Annotated in this window: 22 protein-coding genes; 17 read left to right on the top strand and 5 right to left on the bottom strand. The window is 68.7% G+C overall.

Annotated elements, in window-relative coordinates:
• Positions 1-8: 8 nt before the first annotated feature.
• Positions 9-260 (bottom strand): hypothetical protein, encoded by a 252-nt coding sequence (locus tag ACFY2X_RS20855; protein ID WP_389940129.1) that lies wholly within the window; start codon positions 258-260, stop codon positions 9-11.
• Here ACFY2X_RS20855 and ACFY2X_RS20850 point away from each other — a divergent pair.
• From ACFY2X_RS20850 to ACFY2X_RS20840, 3 genes are all read left to right on the top strand, one after another.
• Positions 259-1158, top strand: a complete 900-nt coding sequence (locus ACFY2X_RS20850; protein WP_389940128.1) for an alkaline phosphatase family protein — start codon at positions 259-261, stop codon at positions 1156-1158. The two genes, ACFY2X_RS20855 and ACFY2X_RS20850, sit on opposite strands and share 2 nt — an antisense overlap.
• A gap of 132 nt (positions 1159-1290) precedes the next feature.
• Entirely contained in the window at positions 1291-2862 is a 1572-nt protein-coding gene (locus tag ACFY2X_RS20845) for a sigma factor-like helix-turn-helix DNA-binding protein (RefSeq protein WP_389940127.1), read from the top strand.
• A gap of 404 nt (positions 2863-3266) precedes the next feature.
• Positions 3267-4256: a C40 family peptidase gene (locus ACFY2X_RS20840; protein ID WP_389940126.1), complete on the top strand. Its 990-nt coding sequence runs from the start codon at positions 3267-3269 to the stop codon at positions 4254-4256.
• Positions 4257-4259: 3 nt separating this feature from the next.
• Here ACFY2X_RS20840 and ACFY2X_RS20835 read toward each other — a convergent pair whose 3' ends face one another.
• Positions 4260-4748, bottom strand: a complete 489-nt coding sequence (locus ACFY2X_RS20835; RefSeq protein WP_389940125.1) for an inorganic diphosphatase — start codon at positions 4746-4748, stop codon at positions 4260-4262.
• Between the two features lie 136 nt (positions 4749-4884).
• Between ACFY2X_RS20835 and dacB the strand changes: the two genes are divergently transcribed.
• The 12 genes from dacB (at position 4885) to ACFY2X_RS20775 (ending at position 15175) form a co-directional block, all read left to right on the top strand.
• Positions 4885-6252, top strand: coding sequence for a D-alanyl-D-alanine carboxypeptidase/D-alanyl-D-alanine-endopeptidase (gene dacB, locus ACFY2X_RS20830; protein ID WP_389940295.1), 1368 nt, complete (start codon positions 4885-4887; stop codon positions 6250-6252).
• 51 nt (positions 6253-6303) lie between these two features.
• Positions 6304-7398: a zinc-dependent metalloprotease gene (locus ACFY2X_RS20825; RefSeq protein ID WP_389940124.1), complete on the top strand. Its 1095-nt coding sequence runs from the start codon at positions 6304-6306 to the stop codon at positions 7396-7398.
• A gap of 106 nt (positions 7399-7504) precedes the next feature.
• On the top strand, positions 7505-8500 hold the full coding sequence (gene tilS, locus ACFY2X_RS20820) for a tRNA lysidine(34) synthetase TilS (RefSeq protein WP_389940123.1): 996 nt from the start codon (positions 7505-7507) through the stop codon (positions 8498-8500).
• 29 nt (positions 8501-8529) lie between these two features.
• Positions 8530-9087 carry a hypoxanthine phosphoribosyltransferase gene (gene hpt, locus ACFY2X_RS20815; protein WP_389940122.1) on the top strand — a complete coding sequence of 186 codons (558 nt, stop codon included), beginning with the start codon at positions 8530-8532 and terminating at the stop codon, positions 9085-9087.
• Between the two features lie 283 nt (positions 9088-9370).
• Positions 9371-11341 carry an ATP-dependent zinc metalloprotease FtsH gene (ftsH, locus tag ACFY2X_RS20810; RefSeq protein ID WP_389940121.1) on the top strand — a complete coding sequence of 657 codons (1971 nt, stop codon included), beginning with the start codon at positions 9371-9373 and terminating at the stop codon, positions 11339-11341.
• Positions 11342-11343: 2 nt separating this feature from the next.
• Complete coding sequence (gene folE, locus ACFY2X_RS20805; protein ID WP_389940120.1) at positions 11344-11925, top strand: GTP cyclohydrolase I FolE; 582 nt, start codon at positions 11344-11346, stop codon at positions 11923-11925.
• Between the two features lie 444 nt (positions 11926-12369).
• Positions 12370-13221 (top strand): dihydropteroate synthase, encoded by an 852-nt coding sequence (folP, locus tag ACFY2X_RS20800; RefSeq protein WP_389940119.1) that lies wholly within the window; start codon positions 12370-12372, stop codon positions 13219-13221.
• Positions 13218-13655 (top strand): nuclear transport factor 2 family protein, encoded by a 438-nt coding sequence (locus ACFY2X_RS20795; protein ID WP_389940118.1) that lies wholly within the window; start codon positions 13218-13220, stop codon positions 13653-13655. Before folP ends, ACFY2X_RS20795 begins: the two co-directional genes overlap by 4 nt.
• Positions 13652-14014: a dihydroneopterin aldolase gene (gene folB / locus ACFY2X_RS20790; RefSeq protein ID WP_389940117.1), complete on the top strand. Its 363-nt coding sequence runs from the start codon at positions 13652-13654 to the stop codon at positions 14012-14014. The genes ACFY2X_RS20795 and folB overlap by 4 nt, the downstream gene beginning before the upstream one ends.
• Positions 14011-14508 (top strand): 2-amino-4-hydroxy-6-hydroxymethyldihydropteridine diphosphokinase, encoded by a 498-nt coding sequence (folK, locus tag ACFY2X_RS20785; RefSeq protein ID WP_389940116.1) that lies wholly within the window; start codon positions 14011-14013, stop codon positions 14506-14508. Before folB ends, folK begins: the two co-directional genes overlap by 4 nt.
• Positions 14505-14960, top strand: coding sequence for a DUF3180 domain-containing protein (locus ACFY2X_RS20780; RefSeq protein ID WP_389940115.1), 456 nt, complete (start codon positions 14505-14507; stop codon positions 14958-14960). The genes folK and ACFY2X_RS20780 overlap by 4 nt, the downstream gene beginning before the upstream one ends.
• Positions 14961-15025: 65 nt before the next feature.
• Entirely contained in the window at positions 15026-15175 is a 150-nt protein-coding gene (locus tag ACFY2X_RS20775) for a hypothetical protein (protein WP_389940114.1), read from the top strand.
• Here ACFY2X_RS20775 and ACFY2X_RS20770 read toward each other — a convergent pair.
• Complete coding sequence (locus tag ACFY2X_RS20770; RefSeq protein ID WP_389940113.1) at positions 15166-15930, bottom strand: alpha/beta fold hydrolase; 765 nt, start codon at positions 15928-15930, stop codon at positions 15166-15168. The genes ACFY2X_RS20775 and ACFY2X_RS20770 overlap by 10 nt on opposite strands.
• A gap of 204 nt (positions 15931-16134) precedes the next feature.
• On the opposite strand from ACFY2X_RS20770, the gene ACFY2X_RS20765 reads away from it, so the two are divergent.
• Both ACFY2X_RS20765 and ACFY2X_RS20760 read left to right on the top strand, forming a co-directional pair.
• Positions 16135-16497: a winged helix-turn-helix transcriptional regulator gene (locus ACFY2X_RS20765; protein WP_389940112.1), complete on the top strand. Its 363-nt coding sequence runs from the start codon at positions 16135-16137 to the stop codon at positions 16495-16497.
• A 244-nt stretch (positions 16498-16741) separates the two neighbouring features.
• Entirely contained in the window at positions 16742-17200 is a 459-nt protein-coding gene (locus tag ACFY2X_RS20760) for a VOC family protein (RefSeq protein WP_389940111.1), read from the top strand.
• Positions 17201-17592: 392 nt separating this feature from the next.
• On the opposite strand, the gene ACFY2X_RS20755 is transcribed toward ACFY2X_RS20760, so the two are convergent.
• Positions 17593-18789, bottom strand: coding sequence for an NADH-quinone oxidoreductase subunit D (locus tag ACFY2X_RS20755; RefSeq protein WP_389940110.1), 1197 nt, complete (start codon positions 18787-18789; stop codon positions 17593-17595).
• Positions 18790-18806: 17 nt separating this feature from the next.
• Positions 18807-20117, bottom strand: a complete 1311-nt coding sequence (locus ACFY2X_RS20750) for an aminotransferase class V-fold PLP-dependent enzyme (protein WP_389940109.1) — start codon at positions 20115-20117, stop codon at positions 18807-18809.
• Positions 20118-20169: the final 52 nt, after the last annotated feature.

The raw sequence follows: 20169 nt of genomic DNA, 5'->3' as shown, positions 1-20169 counted from the left end.
GGCGTCTCTCACGCGTGGTGTACGGCGACGACCATGGCTACGGCGAGGCGGACCGGCCGCGCCCGCCGTCCGGAGGCGAAGGGCCGGTCTCGGACGTCGCCGAGGATCCTGCCGGTCTCGCTGGCCTGGCCGGCGGTGCTGCTGGCGTCGGGCTGCGGCGGCGTCCCGGGCGGGCCGCGAGTCGAGCCGTCGCCGAGACCCAGCACCGTGACGGTGGTCACCCCTTCGCCGCCCCTGTCCGGGGCGATGACGCTCATCATGAAGCCTCCGCCGCGACCGAAGGTGCTGGTCGTCGGCGTGGACGGAGTACGGCCCGACAGGCTCCTCGCGGCGAGGGTGCCGCATTTCCGGCGGCTGATGGAGGCCGGTACCTTCGCCACCGGGTATTTGAAGGTGTTGAAGACCGGTTATCTGAGGCTTCTGAAGAACGGGCGCCGGAAAGTGATGAAAAGTGTCCGTTCCAGCAGCGGTCCCGGATGGACGACCGTGCTGACCGGGGTGGGGCCAGACAAGCACGGCGTGCATAACAATTCCTTCAAAGGAAGTAAGTTCAAGAAATATCCGGACTTTCTGACGCGGCTGGAGAGGATCCGGCCGAGCCTGAACACCGCGGCCGTGACCTCCTGGCGACTACTGCCGAAGACCGGGGCGGTCGGGCCCCGGGTCGACCTGCGCACCACCAGCCGTGACAGGCGATACGGCGCCGGAGTCAAGGACGATCTCGTCGTCGGCCGGATGAGCGACCTCCTCCGCACCACCCAGATCGACGTCGGATTCGTGCACCTTGACTCCACCGACGCGGTCGCCCACCGGAAAGGGGCACTCGGCCGCGACTACCTGAGGGCGATCGAGCTGATGGACAGCCGTCTCGGCCGGTTGTTCGATGCGATCCGGGCCCGGCCGATCTTCCCCGCGGAGAAATGGACGATCATCATCGTCACCGACCACGGTCACCGGGACGAGGGCGGTCACGGGGGCGAATCCCTGAAGGAACGGGGCATCTTCCTGCTCGCCGCCGGGCCGGGCATCGCGCGGGGGGTGCGGAGAAGGGACGCCCGTCAGGTGGACGTGGCGGCCACCGTTTTCGCCCAGCTCGGCATTCCTCTTCCCAAGGGTCTTGACGGGAAACCGATTGGCACGGCGGCACCCGAAAAGTAGCTGTTAGTCGGGATTTATAAGTGCATGCCGCATGGCGTTGTTTGTTTCTGATCTTGACAAAATGAATACAGTAATAGTCAATGCGCAAGATTTCCTGGAACTGTCAGTTACCAATCATTTACCGTCTGCCACATGAACGACAGCGTCCTGGTCGAAGCTCTCCGCGCACGGAAGCCGGGGGCCCTCAACGCGCTCTATGACTCCTACGCCGAGGGACTCTATCGATACTGCTGGTTCATGCTGGGCGGCCCCGACGGCTCGCAGGTGGCGCTCCGCGACACCCTGATCGCCGCCGAGGCCCACATCCACGCGCTCGCCGACCCCGATCGGCTGGAGACGTGGCTGTACGCACTCGCTCGGGGAGAGTGCGTACGGCGGCGCCTGGCGGCCGACCTGGACCCGCCGGCCGTGGACGTGGCGCCCGCCGAAGGCGACGAAGCGGGACCACGGACGATGGCCTGGAACGCCGTCCGGAGTCTTCCGCCGGAAGACCGCGAGGTTCTTGAGCTGACCTCCCGGCACGGCCTGACCATCGACGACCTCGCCACGGTGCTGGGGGTCTCCGTCAAAACCGCCGGAACGATGTACGAATCGGCGAGAGAACGGCTGCGCGACGTGGTCGCCGTCGAGGTTCTCGCCCGCAAGGGGCCGCGTGACTGCGCGAGCCGGATGCGGCTGCTGGGCGACTTCCCCGGAGAGCTCCCCCTGGAGAAACGCCAACGGATCGTCCGCCACATGAGCCGCTGCGGCACCTGCGCGCCGCACCGGGCCAGACAGGTCTCCGCGGACAAGGTCTTCGACCTGCTGCCTGTGGTCGTGCTGCCGGAGACGCTGCGCGTGCGGGTGATGAGCTGCTTCACCGACCCCGAACTCGTCCCCTACCGGCGCCATGTCGCCCGGAGGGTCGGTGCTCTCGACGCCGGCGGCTTTCCCATCGAGAGGATTCGCGGAAACCGTCGCCGGTCTTGCGCGATGGCCGGTGCGATGGCCGCGGTCGCGGCAGTGGCCGCGATAGCCCTGGCCGTCGCCCAGTTCGTGGGCGGGTCCGGCGAGACGGTCGTCGCCGTCGCGTCGGAGACGTCACCGGCGACCGTGGAGCCGCCGGGTGTCCGTCTGCCGTGGAGTCCCAAGCCGGGCGACATCCCGATGACCCTGGAGCCTCTCGTGGAGGGGGCGTCCACCCACCCGATCGGCTCCGTCGGGCTGACGGAGCCGATCGCCGTCAGCGAGCCCGTGCCCGACGGGCACTCCCCGAGGCCCACCGGCGGACCGAGGGCTCCGACGGCGAGGCCCACGCGGCCTTCCGCACCTCACGAGCCGTCCCGGCCGGAGCCTGCCCCTCCACGCCCGGTCACGCCGGAAAGGCCTGGTCCGCCGCATGACCACCAGGGAGGCAGGTCCGGCTCCCACTTCTGCCGGACCACCCCCAGGCCGACCCCTCCATCCCCGGCTCCCACCCGTCCGGCCCCGAAGCCAACGTCGAACCCCACACCGAAACCAACGCCGAAACCAACATCGAAACCAACGCCGTCGCCGAAGCCCACGCCTCCACAGCCCACCCCGACCGCTCCAAAGCCGACCCCCACACCCACTCCCACGGACAAGCCCACCGCGTCCCCGTCGGAGTCTCCCGCGCCTTCGGAGCCACCTGCCGCGACGGACAGGCCGACGGCCACGCCCTCCGCGCCGAAGTCCGCCGTCTGACGCGCTCTTCGGCATGAGTGCCGAGATTCCGTTGCCTTACTTCTCCGCAGTCATCGCGCTAAAAGCCGCCCCATCTGCATTGATTGCGTTACGTGTGTTATATGTGTGCGAAGAGTGACTAGTGGGAATCCTGAGTTAAGCCGGATGCCGCGCAATGACATACAGCGACATCCGGCGATTCGGGAGGTGAACATATGCACTCCGTAAAGGGAAGACGCCGATGCGCCGCCGTAGGAGTGGCGGGACTCGCCTGTTTCTTGATCGCAGGTGTGGGTGCACCGGCTCACGCGATGCCGGCCAAACCGGGCCCGTCCGCCGAGGAAGCCGCCGAGGCCCGGTCCAAAGCCGTCGAACGGAGTAAACGGTTAGAGGCGGCCAGAGTCCGCCTCGAAGAGGCTCAGGCCATGCTCGCGGAGCTGAACGCGTGGAGTCACGCCGATCAGGACCTCAGGCCGCCGGTGACGGCCGATACCGGCGGCATGGAGCAGTATCGCCCGCACCGGGTCGAGATCCCGATGTACACGGGGGAAGTCCAGGCCGAGGAGTTCGGGCAACCGGATGACACCCGGCAGATCCTCATTCCCTGGGCCCAGGCCGAGGCTGAGGAGGCCTATGGCGGGCAGCAGGGGGTGGTGCCCTGGGCCGCCGAGGGGAAGAAGACCGTCGGCGAGGCCGTGGCCAGGCAGGACTCCGAGGTGCGCAGGCTTAAGGCGGCGAAGGCGGGACTGCGGGAGCGGGCAGGTGGGGTCAGGGCCACCACGAGCCGGCTCGCCGGAAAGCGGAAGGCGGCGCTCGGGGGAGGCAGGGCCGTCAAAGAGCGAGCCAGAGTCAGGCACGGAAACCACCGGGCCGTGGCGCCGGCACATGAGAACCGTCGGGCGGTGACGTCGGCACATGAGGACCATCAGGTCATGGCGCCGGCGTATGAGGACCGTCAGGTCGTGGCGCCGGCAGATGAGGGGGTGCAGGCCGCATCGGCTCCCGCGGGGCCCGGACCGGTCTGGACGCTCAATTCGACCCCGTGGACGTCGCGGGGCGACATCGCCGCCGACTGGGCGCTCACCCAGCTCGACAAGCCGTACGTGTGGGCGGGCACCGGGCCCCGCGGCTACGACTGCTCAGGCCTGACCATGCGGGCGTGGGCGCGGGTCGGGGTCAAGATGGACCACTGGACGGGCACCCAGTGGACCTCGGGGCGGCACGTGCGGCTCAGCCAGATCCGCCGGGGGGACCTGCTGTTCTTCGGCCGGAGCACCCGGAACCCGGCCGACATCTCCCACGTGGGGATCTACATCGGCAGGGGTCTGATGGTGCACGCCCCGCAGACAGGAGACGTGGTTCGGGTCGCGCCGATATGGCGTAAGGACCTCGTCGGCGCGACCCGCCCGGCCTGATACTCAGTGCTGCTGTTCCTGGGCGCGGCTGATGGAGCGCGTGATCTCCTCCTCGGCCTCGACCCGTCCGACCCAGTTGGCGCCTTCGACGGACTTGCCCGGCTCCAGGTCCTTGTAGACCTCGAAGAAGTGCTGGATCTCCAGACGGTCGAACTCCGGAACGTGGTGGATGTCGCGGATGTGCTCCATCCGGGGGTCCGTGGCGGGAACGCACAGGACCTTGTCGTCGCCACCCTTTTCGTCGGTCATGCGGAACATGCCGACGGCGCGGCACTTGATCAGGCAGCCGGGGAATGTCGGCTCCTGAAGCAGCACCAGGGCGTCGAGGGGGTCGCCGTCCTCGCCGAGGGTGTTCTCGATGAAACCGTAGTCGGCGGGGTACTGCGTGGAGGTGAAGAGCATCCGGTCGAGCCTGATCCGCCCGGACTCGTGGTCCACCTCATACTTGTTCCGTTGTCCCTTGGGAATCTCAACGAGAACGTCGAACTCCACCGCTTGTTCCTCCGCTCAAGCCCTCCGGGCACTCCCGGCCGGGCGTTAGTGTCTCGTAAGCGTTGATACCTGGTTGGTACCTGTTGGCATACCGAAATGATGAGAGGTCGGCGACATGATGCGGCGTGAGCGGGGGGTGGCCTTGGTCACTCTCGTCTTGCTGCAACTGTTCGTCGTCGCGGCCGGCGCCCACTTGCTCACCAGCGGACTGCTGGCCAAGAAGGCTCCCGAACCGGTCGCTTCACCTGAGCCGCCTCCCGTCCCGGTCATCACCGCGGGTCCGGTGCTGGCCTCGGGGGGGAACGGACCTCTCCCTGCCAAGGGTACTTTGGCGAGGCGCCTCACCGAGGCGCTGGGGGACCCCGCACTGGGCGGAAGCGTGGGCGCCGTGGTCATCGACGCCGAGAGCGGCGCCAGGTTGTTCGACAGCGGCGCGGATGCGGGCCTCACCCCCGCCTCCACCACCAAGGTCGTCACCGGGGTGGCCTCGCTGGCCTCTCTGGGGCCGGACGCCAGGTTGAGCACCCGCGTGGTCCGGGGGGCCTCGCCCGACTCGATCATCCTGGTCGGCGGGGGAGACCCGACGCTGGCGGGCTCCAGGTCGCCGGCCGGTCTGGTCTACCCCCAGCCGGCCTCGCTCGCCATGCTCGCCCTGCGCACCGCGAAGGCGCTCAAAGCGGCCGGGGTCACCAAGGTGACGGTGGCCTACGACGACAGCCTCTACACCGGGCCGCGCACCGCCTCGACCTGGAAGCCCGGTTATGTGGCCCCCCAGGGCAACGTCGCCCCGGTCACGGCGCTCATGGTCAACGAGGGGAGGGTCGCCTCCGGCAGCCGCGACCGGGTCTCCGACCCCTCGCGCACGGCGCACGGGGCGTTCGTCTCGCTGCTGTCGAAGTACGGCGTCACGGTTTCCCGGTCCGCCCGCCGGGCCAAGGCGCCCGCCACCGCCCAGGAGATCGCAAGGGTCGACTCCGCGCCGGTCTACGCCCTGGTCGAGCGGATGCTGACGCTCAGCGACAACGACCTCGCGGAGGCCCTGGCCAGGCAGGTGGCCGTCAAGGAGGGCAAGCCCGCCTCCTTCGACGGCGCCGCGGCGGCCGTGCAGCAGGTGCTGACCCGGCTGAAGGCGGCCGAGGGCGTGCAGGTCTTCGACGGCAGCGGGCTGTCGCCCAAGAACCGCATCGCTCCCGCGAGCCTGGCCCGCCTGGTCGCGGTGGCGGCCTCCCCGGCGAACTCCCACCTGCACCCGATCATCAGCGGCATGCCGGTGGCCGGGTTCAGCGGCACGCTCGGCCACCGGTTCGGCAAGAGCGACTCCGCCTACGGCCTGGTCCGCGCGAAGACCGGCACCCTCGACGGGGTCAGCACGCTGGCCGGGATGACCACCACGAAGAGCGGACGCCTGGTGACGTTCGCCTTCATGGCCGATCATGTCCCACCCGGCTGGGGCAAGGCGGAAGCGGCGCTCGACAGGCTGGCCGCCACCGTCGCGGCCGGCTGATCGACGACCTGGGGCGCGCGGCGCGGTCGGAGACCACGTACGGTGGACGGTATGCAGGTGATCGACTGGGACCTTGCCGTGACGACCGGAACGCGCTTGGTGCGCCCCGGGCCTCAAGTGAGCAGAGAGGAGGCCCGGCAAGCGGTCGTGGAGCTGAGACAGCTGTCTCGCGAGGCCGAAGGGCACGTCCGCGAGTTCACCCGGATCGACACCGAGACCGCGCCGGAGCCCGCGACCATCGTCGACCGGCCCGGCTGGATCAAGGCCAACGTCGAGGGCTTCCGGGTGGTCCTGGAGCCGCTGACCCAGCGGATGGCCGCCCGCAGGGACCAGACGCCGGCGATCGTGAGCGCGGTCGGCTCCCGCGTCACCGGGATCGAGGTCGGCGCGGTGCTGGCCTTCCTCGCCTCCCGCGTCCTCGGGCAGTACGAACTGTTCCTCCCGCCCGACCCCACGGGCCAGGCGGCCACCGGCCGTCTCACCCTGGTCGCGCCCAACATCGTGCACGTCGAGCAGGAGCTCAACGTCAACCCGCGCGACTTCCGTCTCTGGGTCTGCCTGCACGAGGAGACCCACCGGGTGCAGTTCACCGGTGTCCCCTGGCTGCGGGAATACGTCCGTTCCCAGATGACCGAGTTCCTGCTCGCCTCCGACATGGACCTGAGCACGCTCCTGGAACGGCTCCGCTCGGCCGCCGACGCGGTCGCCGACGCCGTCCGGGGTGGCGAGGGCAATCTGATCGACGCGATCCAGACGCCGGAGCAGAAGAAGATCCTCGACCGGCTCACCGCGGTGATGACGCTGGTCGAGGGCCACGGAGACTACGTCATGGACGCGGTCGGCCCCTCGGTGGTCCCCTCGGTGGCCGACATCCGCGCCAAGTTCCACCACCGCCGCGAGGGCGGTTCCAACCTCGACCGCATGGTCCGCAGGCTGCTCGGGCTCGACCTCAAGATGAAGCAGTACGCCGAGGGCTCCACCTTCGTCCGCACGGTCGTCGACCGCGTGGGCATGGACGGTTTCAACAAGGTCTGGACCTCCCCGGAGACGCTTCCCACCCAGCAGGAGATCAGCAGGCCCGAGCAATGGATCGCCAGGGTGATCGACACCCCGGCCCTTCCCGAGGCCGACGGCGCCACGGGCTGATCCGAGGCCGATGGGCACCGCGGGCTGACCTGGGGCCGACGGGCGCCACGCGCTGGTCCGAGGTCAACGGCACCACAGGCTGATCCGAGGCCCGACAATGGCGGACATGGGTCCGCCTCCTGTCGTCGCCGATGTCCGCCGTGCCGTACGGCACGCGCTGGACGACCTGGCGCCCGGTGCTCTCGTGGTCGTCGCGTGCAGCGGCGGCGCCGACTCCCTCGCGCTGGCCGCCGCGCTGGGGTTCGTGGCGCCCCGGATCGGGCTTCGCGGCGGCCTGCTGACCGTCGACCACGGCCTTCAGGCGGGCTCCGCGGAGCAGGCCGCCGACGTCGTACGGCTCGCGCCCACCCTTGGGCTGGCCCCCGCCGAGGCGCTGAGCGTCTCCGTCGGAACCTCGGGAGGTCCCGAGGCGGCGGCCAGGGAGGCCAGATACGCGGCGTTGTCCGAGGCCGCCGAGCGCCTCGGGGCGGCGGCCGTGCTTCTCGGGCACACCAGGGACGACCAGGCGGAGACCGTCCTGCTCCGGCTGGCCAGGGGGAGCGGGACGCGGTCGCTGGCGGGGATGCCCGCGCGGGCGGGGCTCTACCGGCGGCCGCTGCTGGAGCTGGGCCGCGAGACGACCGTGGCGGTCTGCGCGGCGCTCGGGCTGACGCCGTGGAACGACCCGCACAACCTCGACCCCCGCTACACCCGCGTCCGGGTCCGTGAGCGGCTGCTGCCGGCCCTGGAGGACGAGCTGGGGCCCGGAATCGCCGAGGCGCTCTCCAGGACCGCGATCCTCTGCCGGGAGGACGCCGACGCCCTGGACGACTGGGCCGAAACCGTCTACGCGCGGACCGTCGTCCGTGATTCCGCTCTTAGCGATATCGGAACGGTGGCGCTGGCCGTATCGGATCTTTCGGACCTGCCCGTCGCGGTGCGGCGGCGGGTGCTGCGACGGGCGGCGATCGAGGCGGGGGCTCCGGCGGGCACGCTCGCGGCGTCGCACGTCCTCCAGGTGGACCGTTTGATCACCGAGTGGCGGGGGCAGCGGCGAGTAGAGGTCCCCGGGGGGATTGGGGTGGTCCGTCGGTGTGGCACCCTGATATTCGCCAGACAGTAAATCAGTCCCGTTTCGTAAGGAAATCCCAGGTGGACGCAGCCGACATGGGTAAGGACCTCGCGAAGGTCCTCATCTCCGAGGAAGAGCTCCAAACGAAGATCAAGGAGCTCGCGGGCCGGATCGACGAGGACTACGCGGGCAAGGAACTGCTGATCGTGGGTGTGCTCAAGGGCGCGGTCATGGTCATGGCCGACCTGGCCAGGGCGCTGCACCTGCCGCTCCAGATGGACTGGATGGCCGTGTCGTCCTATGGCGCGGGCACCAAGTCCTCGGGCGTCGTGCGTGTGCTCAAGGACCTGGACACCGACATCGCGGGCCGTCACGTGCTGGTCGTCGAGGACATCATCGACTCCGGCCTGACCCTGTCGTGGCTGGTGCACAACCTGAAGTCGCGCAACCCGGCCTCCGTGGAGATCTGCGCCGCGCTTCGCAAGCCCGACGCGGTCAAGGTGCCGATCGATGTGAAATACATCGGTTTCGATATTCCCAACGAGTTCGTCATCGGCTACGGCCTCGACTACGCGGAGCAATACCGCAATCTGCCCTTCATCGGGACCCTCGCCCCTCACGTGTATGGAGCGAGCTGAAAAAGTACGCCCTGCGCGAAGTGGGCCCCTAACAAAGGCGACATTGCCCAGAGCGGCAGGGAACACTGGGATACCTGACGTACGTTGGTAGGGCAAAGCCGGTACTGTCCGGGCAGTTACCCTGCGCGGCACGCCGGTGTACCTTCGGACACCGAGGGAGCGGGCTTCCGGGCCCTCCCCTCGGCAGTCAGTTGGAGCGGTTTGGGATACCGCGAGCCCCGGGTTCGCCCGGGGTTGCAGGCCATGGTCAGGAAGGGACGGGCCCGCCGGGGTTCCGCATCGGATGGATCTCAAGCGATTTACACGTGGGCCACTGCTGTGGATCCTGGGCATCGTCGTGCTACTCCTGCTCGTCACCACGATGTGGAGCAGTGACGGGAGCTACGAGAAGGCCGACACCTCCAAGGTCATCAGCTGGATCGACCAGGGCAAGGTCTCCAACGCGAAGATCATTGACAAGGATCAGCGCATCGAGGTCACTCTGACCGACAAGAAGCGCTACTACTCCTCGTGGGTGACCGGTCAGGGTGTCCAGCTGGCAGACAAGCTCGAAGCCGCGGAGAAGGGCGGCAAGCTCGCCGAGGGTTACACCGTCGAGGTGCCGAAGGAGAACTTCCTTCTCGGCCTCCTGGTGAGCTTCCTGCCGATCGTCATCATCGTTCTGATCTTCCTGTTCATCATGAACCAGATGCAGGGCGGCGGCTCCCGGGTGATGAACTTCGGCAAGTCGAAGGCCAAGCTCATCACCAAGGACACGCCGAAGACCACCTTCGCCGACGTCGCGGGTGCCGACGAGGCCATCGAGGAGCTCCAGGAGATCAAGGAGTTCCTGCAGGCCCCGGCCAAGTTCCAGGCGATCGGCGCCAAGATCCCCAAGGGTGTCCTGCTGTACGGCCCGCCCGGAACCGGTAAGACCCTGCTCGCCAGGGCCGTCGCCGGTGAGGCCGGCGTGCCGTTCTACTCCATCTCCGGCTCCGACTTCGTCGAGATGTTCGTCGGTGTCGGCGCCTCGCGCGTCCGTGACCTGTTCGAGCAGGCCAAGACGAACGCCCCGGCGATCATCTTCATCGACGAGATCGACGCGGTGGGTCGCCACCGTGGCGCCGGTCTCGGCGGTGGTCACGACGAGCGCGAGCAGACGCTGAACCAGCTCCTCGTCGAGATGGACGGCTTCGACGTCAAGGGCGGCGTGATCCTGATCGCCGCGACCAACCGGCCCGACATCCTCGACCCGGCGCTGCTGCGTCCCGGCCGCTTCGACCGTCAGGTCACCGTCGACCGCCCCGACCTGGAGGGCCGCAAGGGCATCCTCAAGGTGCACGGCCGCGGCAAGCCGTTCGCCGAGGGCGTCGACCTCGACGTCATCGCCCGCCGGACGCCCGGTTTCACCGGTGCCGACCTGGCCAACGTGATCAACGAGGCCGCGCTGCTCACCGCGCGCGCCGACCAGAAGCTGATCACGATGGAGGTGCTCGAGGAGTCCATCGACCGCGTGATGGCCGGTCCCGAGCGCAAGTCCCGGGTCATGTCGGACCAGGAAAAGAAGATCATCGCGTACCACGAGGGTGGTCACGCCCTGGTCGCGCACGCGCTGCCCAACTCCGACCCGGTCCACAAGATCACGATCCTGTCCCGCGGACGCGCCCTCGGTTACACGATGACGCTTCCGATGGAGGACAAGTTCCTCGCGACCCGCTCGGAGATGATGGACCAGCTCGCGATGCTGCTGGGCGGCCGCACGGCGGAGGAGCTCGTCTTCCACGAGCCCACCACCGGCGCCTCCAACGACATCGAGAAGGCCACCTCCATCGCCCGCCGCATGGTCACCGAGTACGGCATGAGCGAGCAGCTCGGTGCGCGCAAGTTCGGCAGCGGCAACGCCGAGGTCTTCCTCGGCCGCGAGATGGGCCACGAGCGCGACTACTCCGAGAAGATCGCCTCCACGATCGACGAGGAGGTGCGCCGCCTCATCGAGACCGCGCACGACCAGGCCTGGGAGATCCTCGTCGAATACCGCGACGTGCTCGACAACCTGGTGCTCGAACTCATGGAGAAGGAGACGCTCTCCCGCGAGCAGGTGCTGCAGATCTTCGCGCCGGTGGTCGTCAAGGAGAAGCGTCCCTCCTACTCCGGCTACGGCAAGCGGCTGCCGTCCAACCGGCCGCCGATCCTGACCCCGAAGGAGCAGTCCGGCAACGGCGCGCTCCCCACGGGTGTGAGTCACACCGACTCGGTGCCCAGGGACGGGAACTGAACGTGGGAGGCAAGCAACACCAGGTCGACTCGGCCCGGCTCGAGAAGGCTGTTCGCGAGATCCTGATCGCGATCGGCGAGGACCCGGATCGAGACGGCCTGCAGGACACCCCGGCCCGTGTCGCCCGCGCCTACGCGGAGCAGTTCGCCGGGCTGGGGCAGTCCCCGGAAGACGTGCTGACCACCGTCTTCGACGTCGACCACGACGAGATGGTGCTCGTGCGTGACATCGAGGTCTACTCGACCTGCGAGCACCATCTGGTGCCGTTCCACGGCGTCGCCCACGTCGGCTACATCCCGAACGAGAAGGGCCAGGTCACCGGCCTGTCCAAGCTCGCCCGCCTCGTCGACGTCTACGCCCGGCGCCCCCAGGTGCAGGAGCGGATGACCTCCCAGATCGCCGACGCGCTCATGAGGGTGCTGGAGCCTCGTGGGGTCATCGTCGTGATCGAGTGCGAGCACCTCTGCATGACCATGAGAGGTGTTCGCAAGCCCGGTGCCAAGACCATCACCTCGGCCGTGCGCGGAGACTTCCGCAGCAGTGACAAGACCCGCGCCGAAGCGATGGCGCTCCTCGTCCGCTGACCCGTCCCGCTGACCTTTGCCGCAGAAACCTTGTTCGGGCCGCTACGGCGGCCCGAACAAGGTTTCTGCGTTATGGCCCGGTTCGAAACCCTCCCAACCTCGCGCCGCTCGGGCTAGTATCGCCACACTTGCCAAGGTCCGGCATGCTCCGAACTCCTGATCCGAATGCTCTTTCGATCGGCCGGCCGGGGAGGCACGGCCCGTCCGGGCTCGCGGAGGCGGCACAGCCGGGCGTGGCCGGGTACGGCCTGCTGAGGTGCGGAAGGGTGGCGGCCGGGGCCGGCGGAGCTCCAGGATCCGGGTGGAGGAACACATGGCCGACAGGCGCCCCGAGCGGCGTGCCGATCGGCGGCTGCCCGCTTCGCGACGGGCGGGCCGGTCCGTTGTGACGCAAGCTGGACCCGCGATATGGGCGAAGGGTGGACAACGCCTAGGCTTGTCCGCATGACTACGTGGAATGTGCCGGGAGTGCCCGACGCGGGCCGTTGCCTGGTGATGGGCGTGGTCAACGTGACCCCCGACTCGTTCTCCGACGGCGGGCAGTGGTTCGACACGGCGGCGGCCGTACGGCACGGCCTGGAGCTGGTCGAGCAGGGCGCCGACATCGTCGACGTGGGAGGCGAGTCCACCAGGCCCGGTGCGGCCCGGGTGTCGCTCCAGGAGGAGCTGGCCAGGGTCGAGCCGGTCATCAGGGCACTGAGCCGCGAGGGCGTCACCGTCAGCGTGGACACCATGCGGGCCGAGGTCGCCCAGGCGGCCGTGGACGCCGGGGCGAAGCTGGTCAACGACGTCAGCGGCGGGCTGGCCGACCCGGCGATGCCCAGGGTCGTCGGCGCGTCCGGGGTGCCGTACGTGGTGATGCACTGGCGGGGTCACAGCCACACCATGGACAGCCGGGCGGTCTACGGCGACGTCGTGACCGAGGTGCGGGAGGAGCTTTCCAAACGGGTGGCCTCCGTGCTGGCCGAAGGGGTCTCAGAGAGCCAGATCGTGCTCGATCCCGGGCTGGGCTTCTCCAAGACCCCGGAGCACAACTGGGCCCTGCTGGCGGGCATCGACCAGCTCGCCGGGCTCGGCTACCCGTTGATCATCGGAGCCTCGCGGAAGCGCTTCCTGGGTCGCCTCCTCGCCGACCCGGACGGCAGCCCGCGTCCTTTCAGCCGGAGCGATGACGCCACGCTCGCCGTGACCGCCCTTGTCGCGCAGGCGGGGGCGTGGTGTGTGCGGGTGCACGACGTACGCCCGAACGCGGACGCCGTCCGCGTGGCTGCCGCAGTCCAGAGAGCGAGATCATGAGCGTCGACACCAGCGCCGTCGAGACGGTCAACCAGGCGTTCTACACCGCGATCGAGAACGCCGACCTTGACCGGATGACCGAGATATGGGCCGAGGACATCGACGGCCAGCAGGTGAGCTGCGTGCATCCGGGGTGGCCGATCGTGAACGGCCGGCAGGAGGTCCTGCGCTCCTGGGCGCTCATCATGGCCAACACGCCCTACATCCAGTTCGTCCTGACCGACGTCCGGGTCATGGTCCTGGGCGACGTCGCCATCCTCACCTGCGAGGAGAACATCCTCACGGCGGGCGACGAGGGCGATTCCAGCTTCGCGGCGGGCAAGGTGGTGGCGAGCAACACCTTCGTCAGGACATCGGCCGGGTGGCGGCTCTGGCTGCATCACGGCTCGCCCGTGCTCCAGGGAGACGAAGACGAGGAAGAGGAAGCCGCGTGACAGATCGGATCAGTGTGAAGGGCCTGCGGGCACGAGGACGGCACGGCGTGCTGGCGGCGGAGCGGGAGCTCGGCCAGGAGTTCGTCGTCGACGTCACGCTCTTTCTCGACACGGCGCCCGCGGCGGCCGGAGACGACCTGACCAAGACCGTGCACTACGGTGAGCTGGCCCAGGACCTGGTGAAGGTCGTGGAGGGCGAGCCGGTCGAGCTGATCGAGACCCTGGCGCAACGCCTGGCGGACGTCTGCCTGGCTCGCGAGCTGGTGCAGTCGGCGGAGGTGAGCGTGCACAAGCCGGCCGCGCCGATCCCGCTGCCGTTCGACGACGTGATCGTGACGATCAACCGGAGCCGGGCATGAAGGTCGTGCTGGCGCTCGGCAGCAACCTGGGTGACCGTTTCGACACGTTGCAGGGCGCGGTCGACTCGCTCTTCGACGCGCCGGGGCTGGAGTTCGTCGCGGTGTCACCGGTCTACGAGACCGACCCGGTCGGCGGCCCCGATCAGGGGCCCTACCTCAACGCCGTGGTGATCGCCCAGACCTCCCTGGAACCCCAGACGCTCCTCGAACGTGCTCAGAGTGTGGAGAACGCCTTCGGCCGGGTCCGGGTGGAGCGCTGGGGAGCGCGCACCCTGGACGTCGATCTGATCACCGTGGGGGATGTCGTCTCGGACGACCCCGAGCTGACGCTGCCGCACCCCAGGGCACACGAGCGCGCGTTCGTGCTGGTGCCGTGGTCGCGGATCGATCCGGACGCGGTTCTGGCCGGGCGCCGGATCGCCGACCTGCTGGAGGGGCTGGATCAGGACTATGTGAGGCTCCGCACCGACCTGACGCTGCAGGGGCCCGCGTGAAGCAGAGCCGCCCCGGCGTGATCGTCGGGCTTGTCGTCGTGTTCGGGGCCCTCACCTGGGTGCTGTTGAGGTCGCTCTACTCGTCCCTGCCGACCGTGCCGTGGACCGCGATCCCGACGGTGTTCCTGCTGGCGCTCGGCGAGATCTACAGCGGGTGGATGACGAAGGCCAGGATCGAGCGCAAGGCCGGTACCAAACCCGTCGAGCCGCTGGCCGTGGCCCGCCTCGTGGCCCTCGCCAAGGCCTCGGCGTACGGCGGAGCGGTGTTCGCCGGCATCTTCGCCGGATTCACCTTCCACACCGCCGACCTGCTGGAGCAGAGCGTGCCCCGCCGCGACTTCCTGATCGCCGGGGGCTCGTTCGTGGCGTGCATCCTGCTGATCTGCTCGGCTCTCTATCTGGAGTACTGCTGCAGGGTGCCGAAGGGCTCCGAAGAGGACCGGGAGCGCTAGCCCTGTTTTCCGCACGTGAGGTTGTCTGAAGATCGCCGGGTTGCTGTGGTGATCGTCGTCGCGGTATGACGTGGCTGGTGAGACAGCGTGCGCAGTGGGGCCAGGCCAGTGTCGAGAAGATGCTGGGCATTACCGGTGGTGGCTGGGTTCTGCTCGCGGTTTTCGAAGGTGATGGCGAAGGCGTTCAGGGCGGCTTTCTGACCGATCAATGGTGAATGTCTGCATCCAGGAATGGCAGTACGTGAGGGAGCACGTCGATGGACCTGTCCCAGCCACCCTTGTGGTCGGCGCCGGGCAGGGAGAAGAAGGCTGAGCTGAAGCGTTCGGCGAAGGTCCGCATCGGCTCGTGCCAAGGGTCGGCCGTGCCCGCGTACATCAGGATCGGTACACCGCAGGCCGCCAGCTCGGCGTGCAGGCCGGGCTCGCGCGAGAACGCGTCGTAGTTGGCGCGGAAAGCCCCCAGGTCCCCGGCGTCGATCAGAGCGGCCTGGTAGGGGTCGGCGGAGGCCCCCTGCTTGACGATTTCATACGCGTCGATGTCGGCGGGCAAGCCGAACTGCGCAATCGCCTGTTCCACCGCAGACCGGAAGCCGTGGATGGGATCGTAGGCGCCGGCGACCAGGCGGGTCAGGCGTTCGGGTGCGTGCGCGGCGACCGCATAGCCTGTCATGGCCCCCAGCGAATACCCCCAGAATGCAGCTCTGCCGACGCCGACATCGTCGAGTACGGCGGTGACATAGTCGACGCGGCGTTGCAAGGCGTAGGCCTCGATCTCGCGCGGGGCATCGCTGGCGCCCAACCCCAGCGGATCGATGGCGATCACCGTGTGGGCAGCGGTCAGAGCCGGCGTGTATCCGCTGTGCGCCCAGTGCGCGCCGTCTTGGAACATCCCCGGGTGCAGCACGAGAGGCGGGCCGTCCCCGAACACCTCATACGAGATCTTGAAACCGTTGCTGCGGGCGGTTGGCACCTGTTGCTCCTTACCCTCTTGGTGAGTTTCATCGGCAAGAGACCGATAATGGCCTCCGTGCAGGAACGTTACGACTTGTAACGGGTTTATCCTGCAGCATGATCAAACGGCCCGGAAGGAGGCACTTTCTTGTCGCAACGGAACATCGTGGTAACAGACCAGCTCGTGGCACCCGCCGATGCGCCCCCGCCCGAGGATTGCCCGTTGCCGGAGGTCTTGGCCCTGATCGGAGACAAGTGGAGTGCCCAGGTACTGGTCGAACTGGGGGAGGGCCCGCGCCGGTTCACTCAGCTCGAACGGGCGATCGATGGCATCAGCCGGCGGATGTTGACGGTGAGCTTGCGAAACCTGGAACGCAACGGACTCATCACACGCACCGTCTACCCCGACGCTCCGCCCCGCGTCGTCTACGCAACCACGTATTTGGTTGAGGACATACGCGCTCCCCTGGAGGCTCTGGCGACATGGGCCCGCCACGCCGGCCCTGTCATCGCCGCAGCACGCCACGCCTACGACAACCGCGACCGTCCCCACCTCGTCGGTGAGCACGGCCAGCCCAGTCGGTAACGAGGGGCATCAACGGAATCATCGCCGGCTCAGCGGATTACAGCGGGCGGAGCGGTGCTGAAACCCGGCAGGAGCTCAGTAGATCAAGAAGCGGGAGCCCTGGGTCAGGCATCAACCGAAGTATGGCCAGAAAACGCGAGCAACGTAGAGGTGTTTGCCCCGTCCTCGGCCGCGTGGGTCAGCGCCGAGTGCCGCAGTCGCGGGGCATGAGCAGGCGGAACAATTGTCGGATGGGTCCGGCAGGATGGCTGCCATGGTTTCTTATCAGCTGGTCATTGACTGTGCGGCACCCGAGCGGATGGCCCGGTTCTGGGCGGGCGCGCTGCGATACACGGTGGAGCCGCCGCCGGTTGGATTCGACACGTGGCGGGATTACTGGCGCAGTCTCGGAGTGCCGGAGGACGAGCTGGGCGAGGGGGACGGCAGCGACAGCATCATCGATCCCGAGGGGTACGGGCCGAGGATCTGGTTTCAGCAGGTGCCTGAGGGCAAGGTGGTCAAGAACCGGTTCCACCTGGATGTGAAGGTGGGCGGCAAGCGGGAGGACGTACCACTGGAGACCCGGAAAGCGCGGGTGGATGCCGAGATGGAGCGGCTTGTCCAGGCGGGGGCGTCCGTTGTGCGGGTGCTGTCGCAGCCCGGGGTTGATCACTATGCGGTGGCGATGGTGGATCCCGAGGGGAACGAATTCGACGTGGTTTAGCGCCGTTTTCCGCACGTCATCACGGCTATCCCGCGTCCGCATCCCCCGCCGCACTTCGGCCTAGGTCCTTCTGGAAGAGAGGGAGGCTTGGGTCCTTTGAAAAGGAAGCTTAGGTGGAAGAGAAGGACGGGGTGTGGACGCGGTACCAGGGACGAAGCGGCACGTGCGGAAAACGGGGCTAGCCGTACTGACCCGTGAGGCCGGTGACGCGGCCGGCGGGAGGGCTCCCAGCGTGGTGACCAGGCACGCCCATCGGGGTGGGCACCGCTCATTCGCGCCGATCAGGACCACCCCACCGCTCGCCGTACCGGCGCTCCCGGAGGACGACGAGGGTGCGCGGCCACCGGTGATGGGCGGAAAGAGCCGCGAAACACGCCTGGCGCCCGTGGGCGTCACTTGTCGATGTCGCCCACGACGAAGAACATCGAGCCGAGGATGGCCACCATGTCGGGGACCAGGTGGCCCGGGAGCATCTCGCGCAGCACCTGGACGTTGTTGTAGGAGGCCGAGCGGAGCTTCATCCGCCACGGGGTCTTCTCGCCGCGGGAGACCAGGTAGTAGCCGTTGATGCCGAGGGGGTTCTCGGTCCAGGCGTAGGTGTGGCCCTCGGGGACCTTGAGCACCTTGGGCAGGCGCTGGTTGATCGGCCCCTGGGGGAGCTCGCGGAGCCGTTCCAGGCAGGCGTCGGCCAGGTCCAGGGAGACCTTCACCTGCTCCAGCAGCACCTCGAACCGGGCGTTGCAGTCTCCCGCCGACCGGGTGACGACCCGCACCGGCAGCTCGCCGTAGGCGAGGTAGGGCTCGTCCCTGCGCAGGTCGAAGTCCACCCCGGAGGCGCGGGCGATCGGGCCGCTCACGCCGTACTGCATGATCGTTTCGCGGTCCAGCACGCCCACCCCGACCGTGCGGGCCAGGAAGATCTCGTTTCCGGAGATCAGGTTCTCGATGTCGGGCAGCCGCCGCCGCACGTCCGCGACGGCCTTCGCGACGCGGCCGGTCCAGCCTTCGGGCAGCTCCTCCTTGAGCCCGCCGATCCGGTTGAACATGTAGTGCATCCGCCCGCCGGCGATCTCCTCCATCACGGCCTGGAGGGTCTCGCGTTCCCGGAACGCGTAGAAGACCGGGGTGATCGCGCCGAGCTCCAGGGGATAGGACCCGAGGAACATCAGGTGGCTGAGCACCCGGTTGAGCTCGGCCATCAGGGTGCGCGTCCAGACCGCCCGGACCGGCACCTCCATGCCGAGCATCCGCTCCGCCGCGAGCACGACGCCCAGCTCGTTGGCGAACGCCGACAGCCAGTCGTGCCGGTTGGCCAGCATGATGATCTGCCGGTAGTCCCGCACCTCGAACAGCTTCTCCGCGCCGCGGTGCATGTAGCCCACGACCGGCTCGGCCGCGCTGATCCGCTCCCCGTCCAGAGTGAGCCGCAGCCGCAGCACCCCGTGCGTGGACGGGTGCTGCGGCCCGATGTTGAGGATCATGTCTTCGGTCGCGAGCTCCTTGCCGCGCGCGGATTGCACGGCACCGGCTCCGGCACCGATCCCCACGCTCACTTCCCGGGGCGCGCCTTCGGTCCGATGCTCAGTCATAGAGCCATGCTGCCATGTCAGCGACGCGAGACAAGCTCCCGCAAAGCAGTGATCAACCGGTCGATGTGCTCCTCGGTGGTGCCGATGCCGATGGAGGCGCGTACGGCGGAGGCGGTGGTGTCGTCGCAGCCGCCGTCCTTCACGTCGAGGAGGTGGCGGACGAAGGGGTGGGCGCAGAACTTGCCGTCGCGGACGCCGATGCCGTACTCGCCGGACAGGGCTTCGGCGACCTCGCGGGCGGTGTAGCCGTCCACCACGAAGGAGACGATGCCGACGCGGGGGTGGTCGGGACCCCACAGGCCCAGCTCGTGGACGCCCTCGACGGTGGCGAGGCCGGCGCGGAGACGGCCGAGGAGGCGCTCCTCCTCGCGGAGCAGCACGTTCCATCCGGTGGCGCTCAGGGCGTCGCAGGCGGCGGCCAGGGCGATGGCGCCGAGGACGTTCGGGGTGCCGGCCTCGTGGCGGGCCTCGGGGTCCTCGTGCCATTCGGTCTCGTCGTCGTTCACGGACTTCACCGCGCCGCCGCCCCGCAGGTACGGCTCCGCCTCCGCCAGCCAGTCGCCGCGGCCGATCAGGACGCCCGTGCCGAACGGGGCGTAGAGCTTGTGGCCGGAGAAGACCACGTAGTCCAGGTCGAGCGCGGTCAGGTTGAGCGGGCGGTGCGGGACGAGCTGGGCGGCGTCGACGAGGATGCGGGCGCCGTGGCGGTGGGCGATGTGGGCCAGGGCGGCGATCGGCCAGAGCTCCCCGGTGACGTTGGACGCGGCGGTCACGACCAGCAGCTTGGGACCGTCGATCCCGGCCAGGGCGTCGTCGGCCGCGCGGACCGCCTCGCCGGGGAAGGCCGGGGGCGCGAGCCGTACGGCGTCGGCCCAGGGCAGGAGCGAGGCGTGGTGCTCGGTGTCGAAGACCACGACGGTGGTCTCCCGGGGCAGGCTGCGGGCCAGCAGGTTGGTCGCGTCGGTGGTGTTCCGGGTGAAGACCACCGAGTCGCCGGGGCGTGCCCCGGCGAAGGCGCGGACCGTGTGCCGGGCCTGTTCGTAGCGGGCCGTGGTGAGCTGCGAAGCGTACCCGGCGCCGCGGTGGACGCTGGAGTAGGCCGGGAGCGCGGCGGCGACGGCGGCGCTCACCGGCTCCAGACAGGGCGCGCTGGCGGCGTAGTCGAGGTTGGCGTAGGGGGCGAGCCTGCCGCCCTTGACGGGCACTTCGAGGTCCGAGCCCAGCACCGCGGGGATCCGCCGGTCGTCGGACACACGGGTCGCGGGAACGGTCACGGTCGCGGCTGCGGTGGTGGTGGCGGCGGAAGTGAAGATCGTCAGTGTGGACACGCCAGGACTCCCTATGAGGTCATCGGACCCCAACCCATGGCGTTGGTGCGTG

Origin of the sequence: Streptosporangium sp. NPDC000396, assembly GCF_042898655.1 — a bacterium.
Lineage (GTDB): Bacteria > Actinomycetota > Actinomycetes > Streptosporangiales > Streptosporangiaceae > Streptosporangium.
This window is presented reverse-complemented; position numbering and strand designations above follow the sequence as displayed.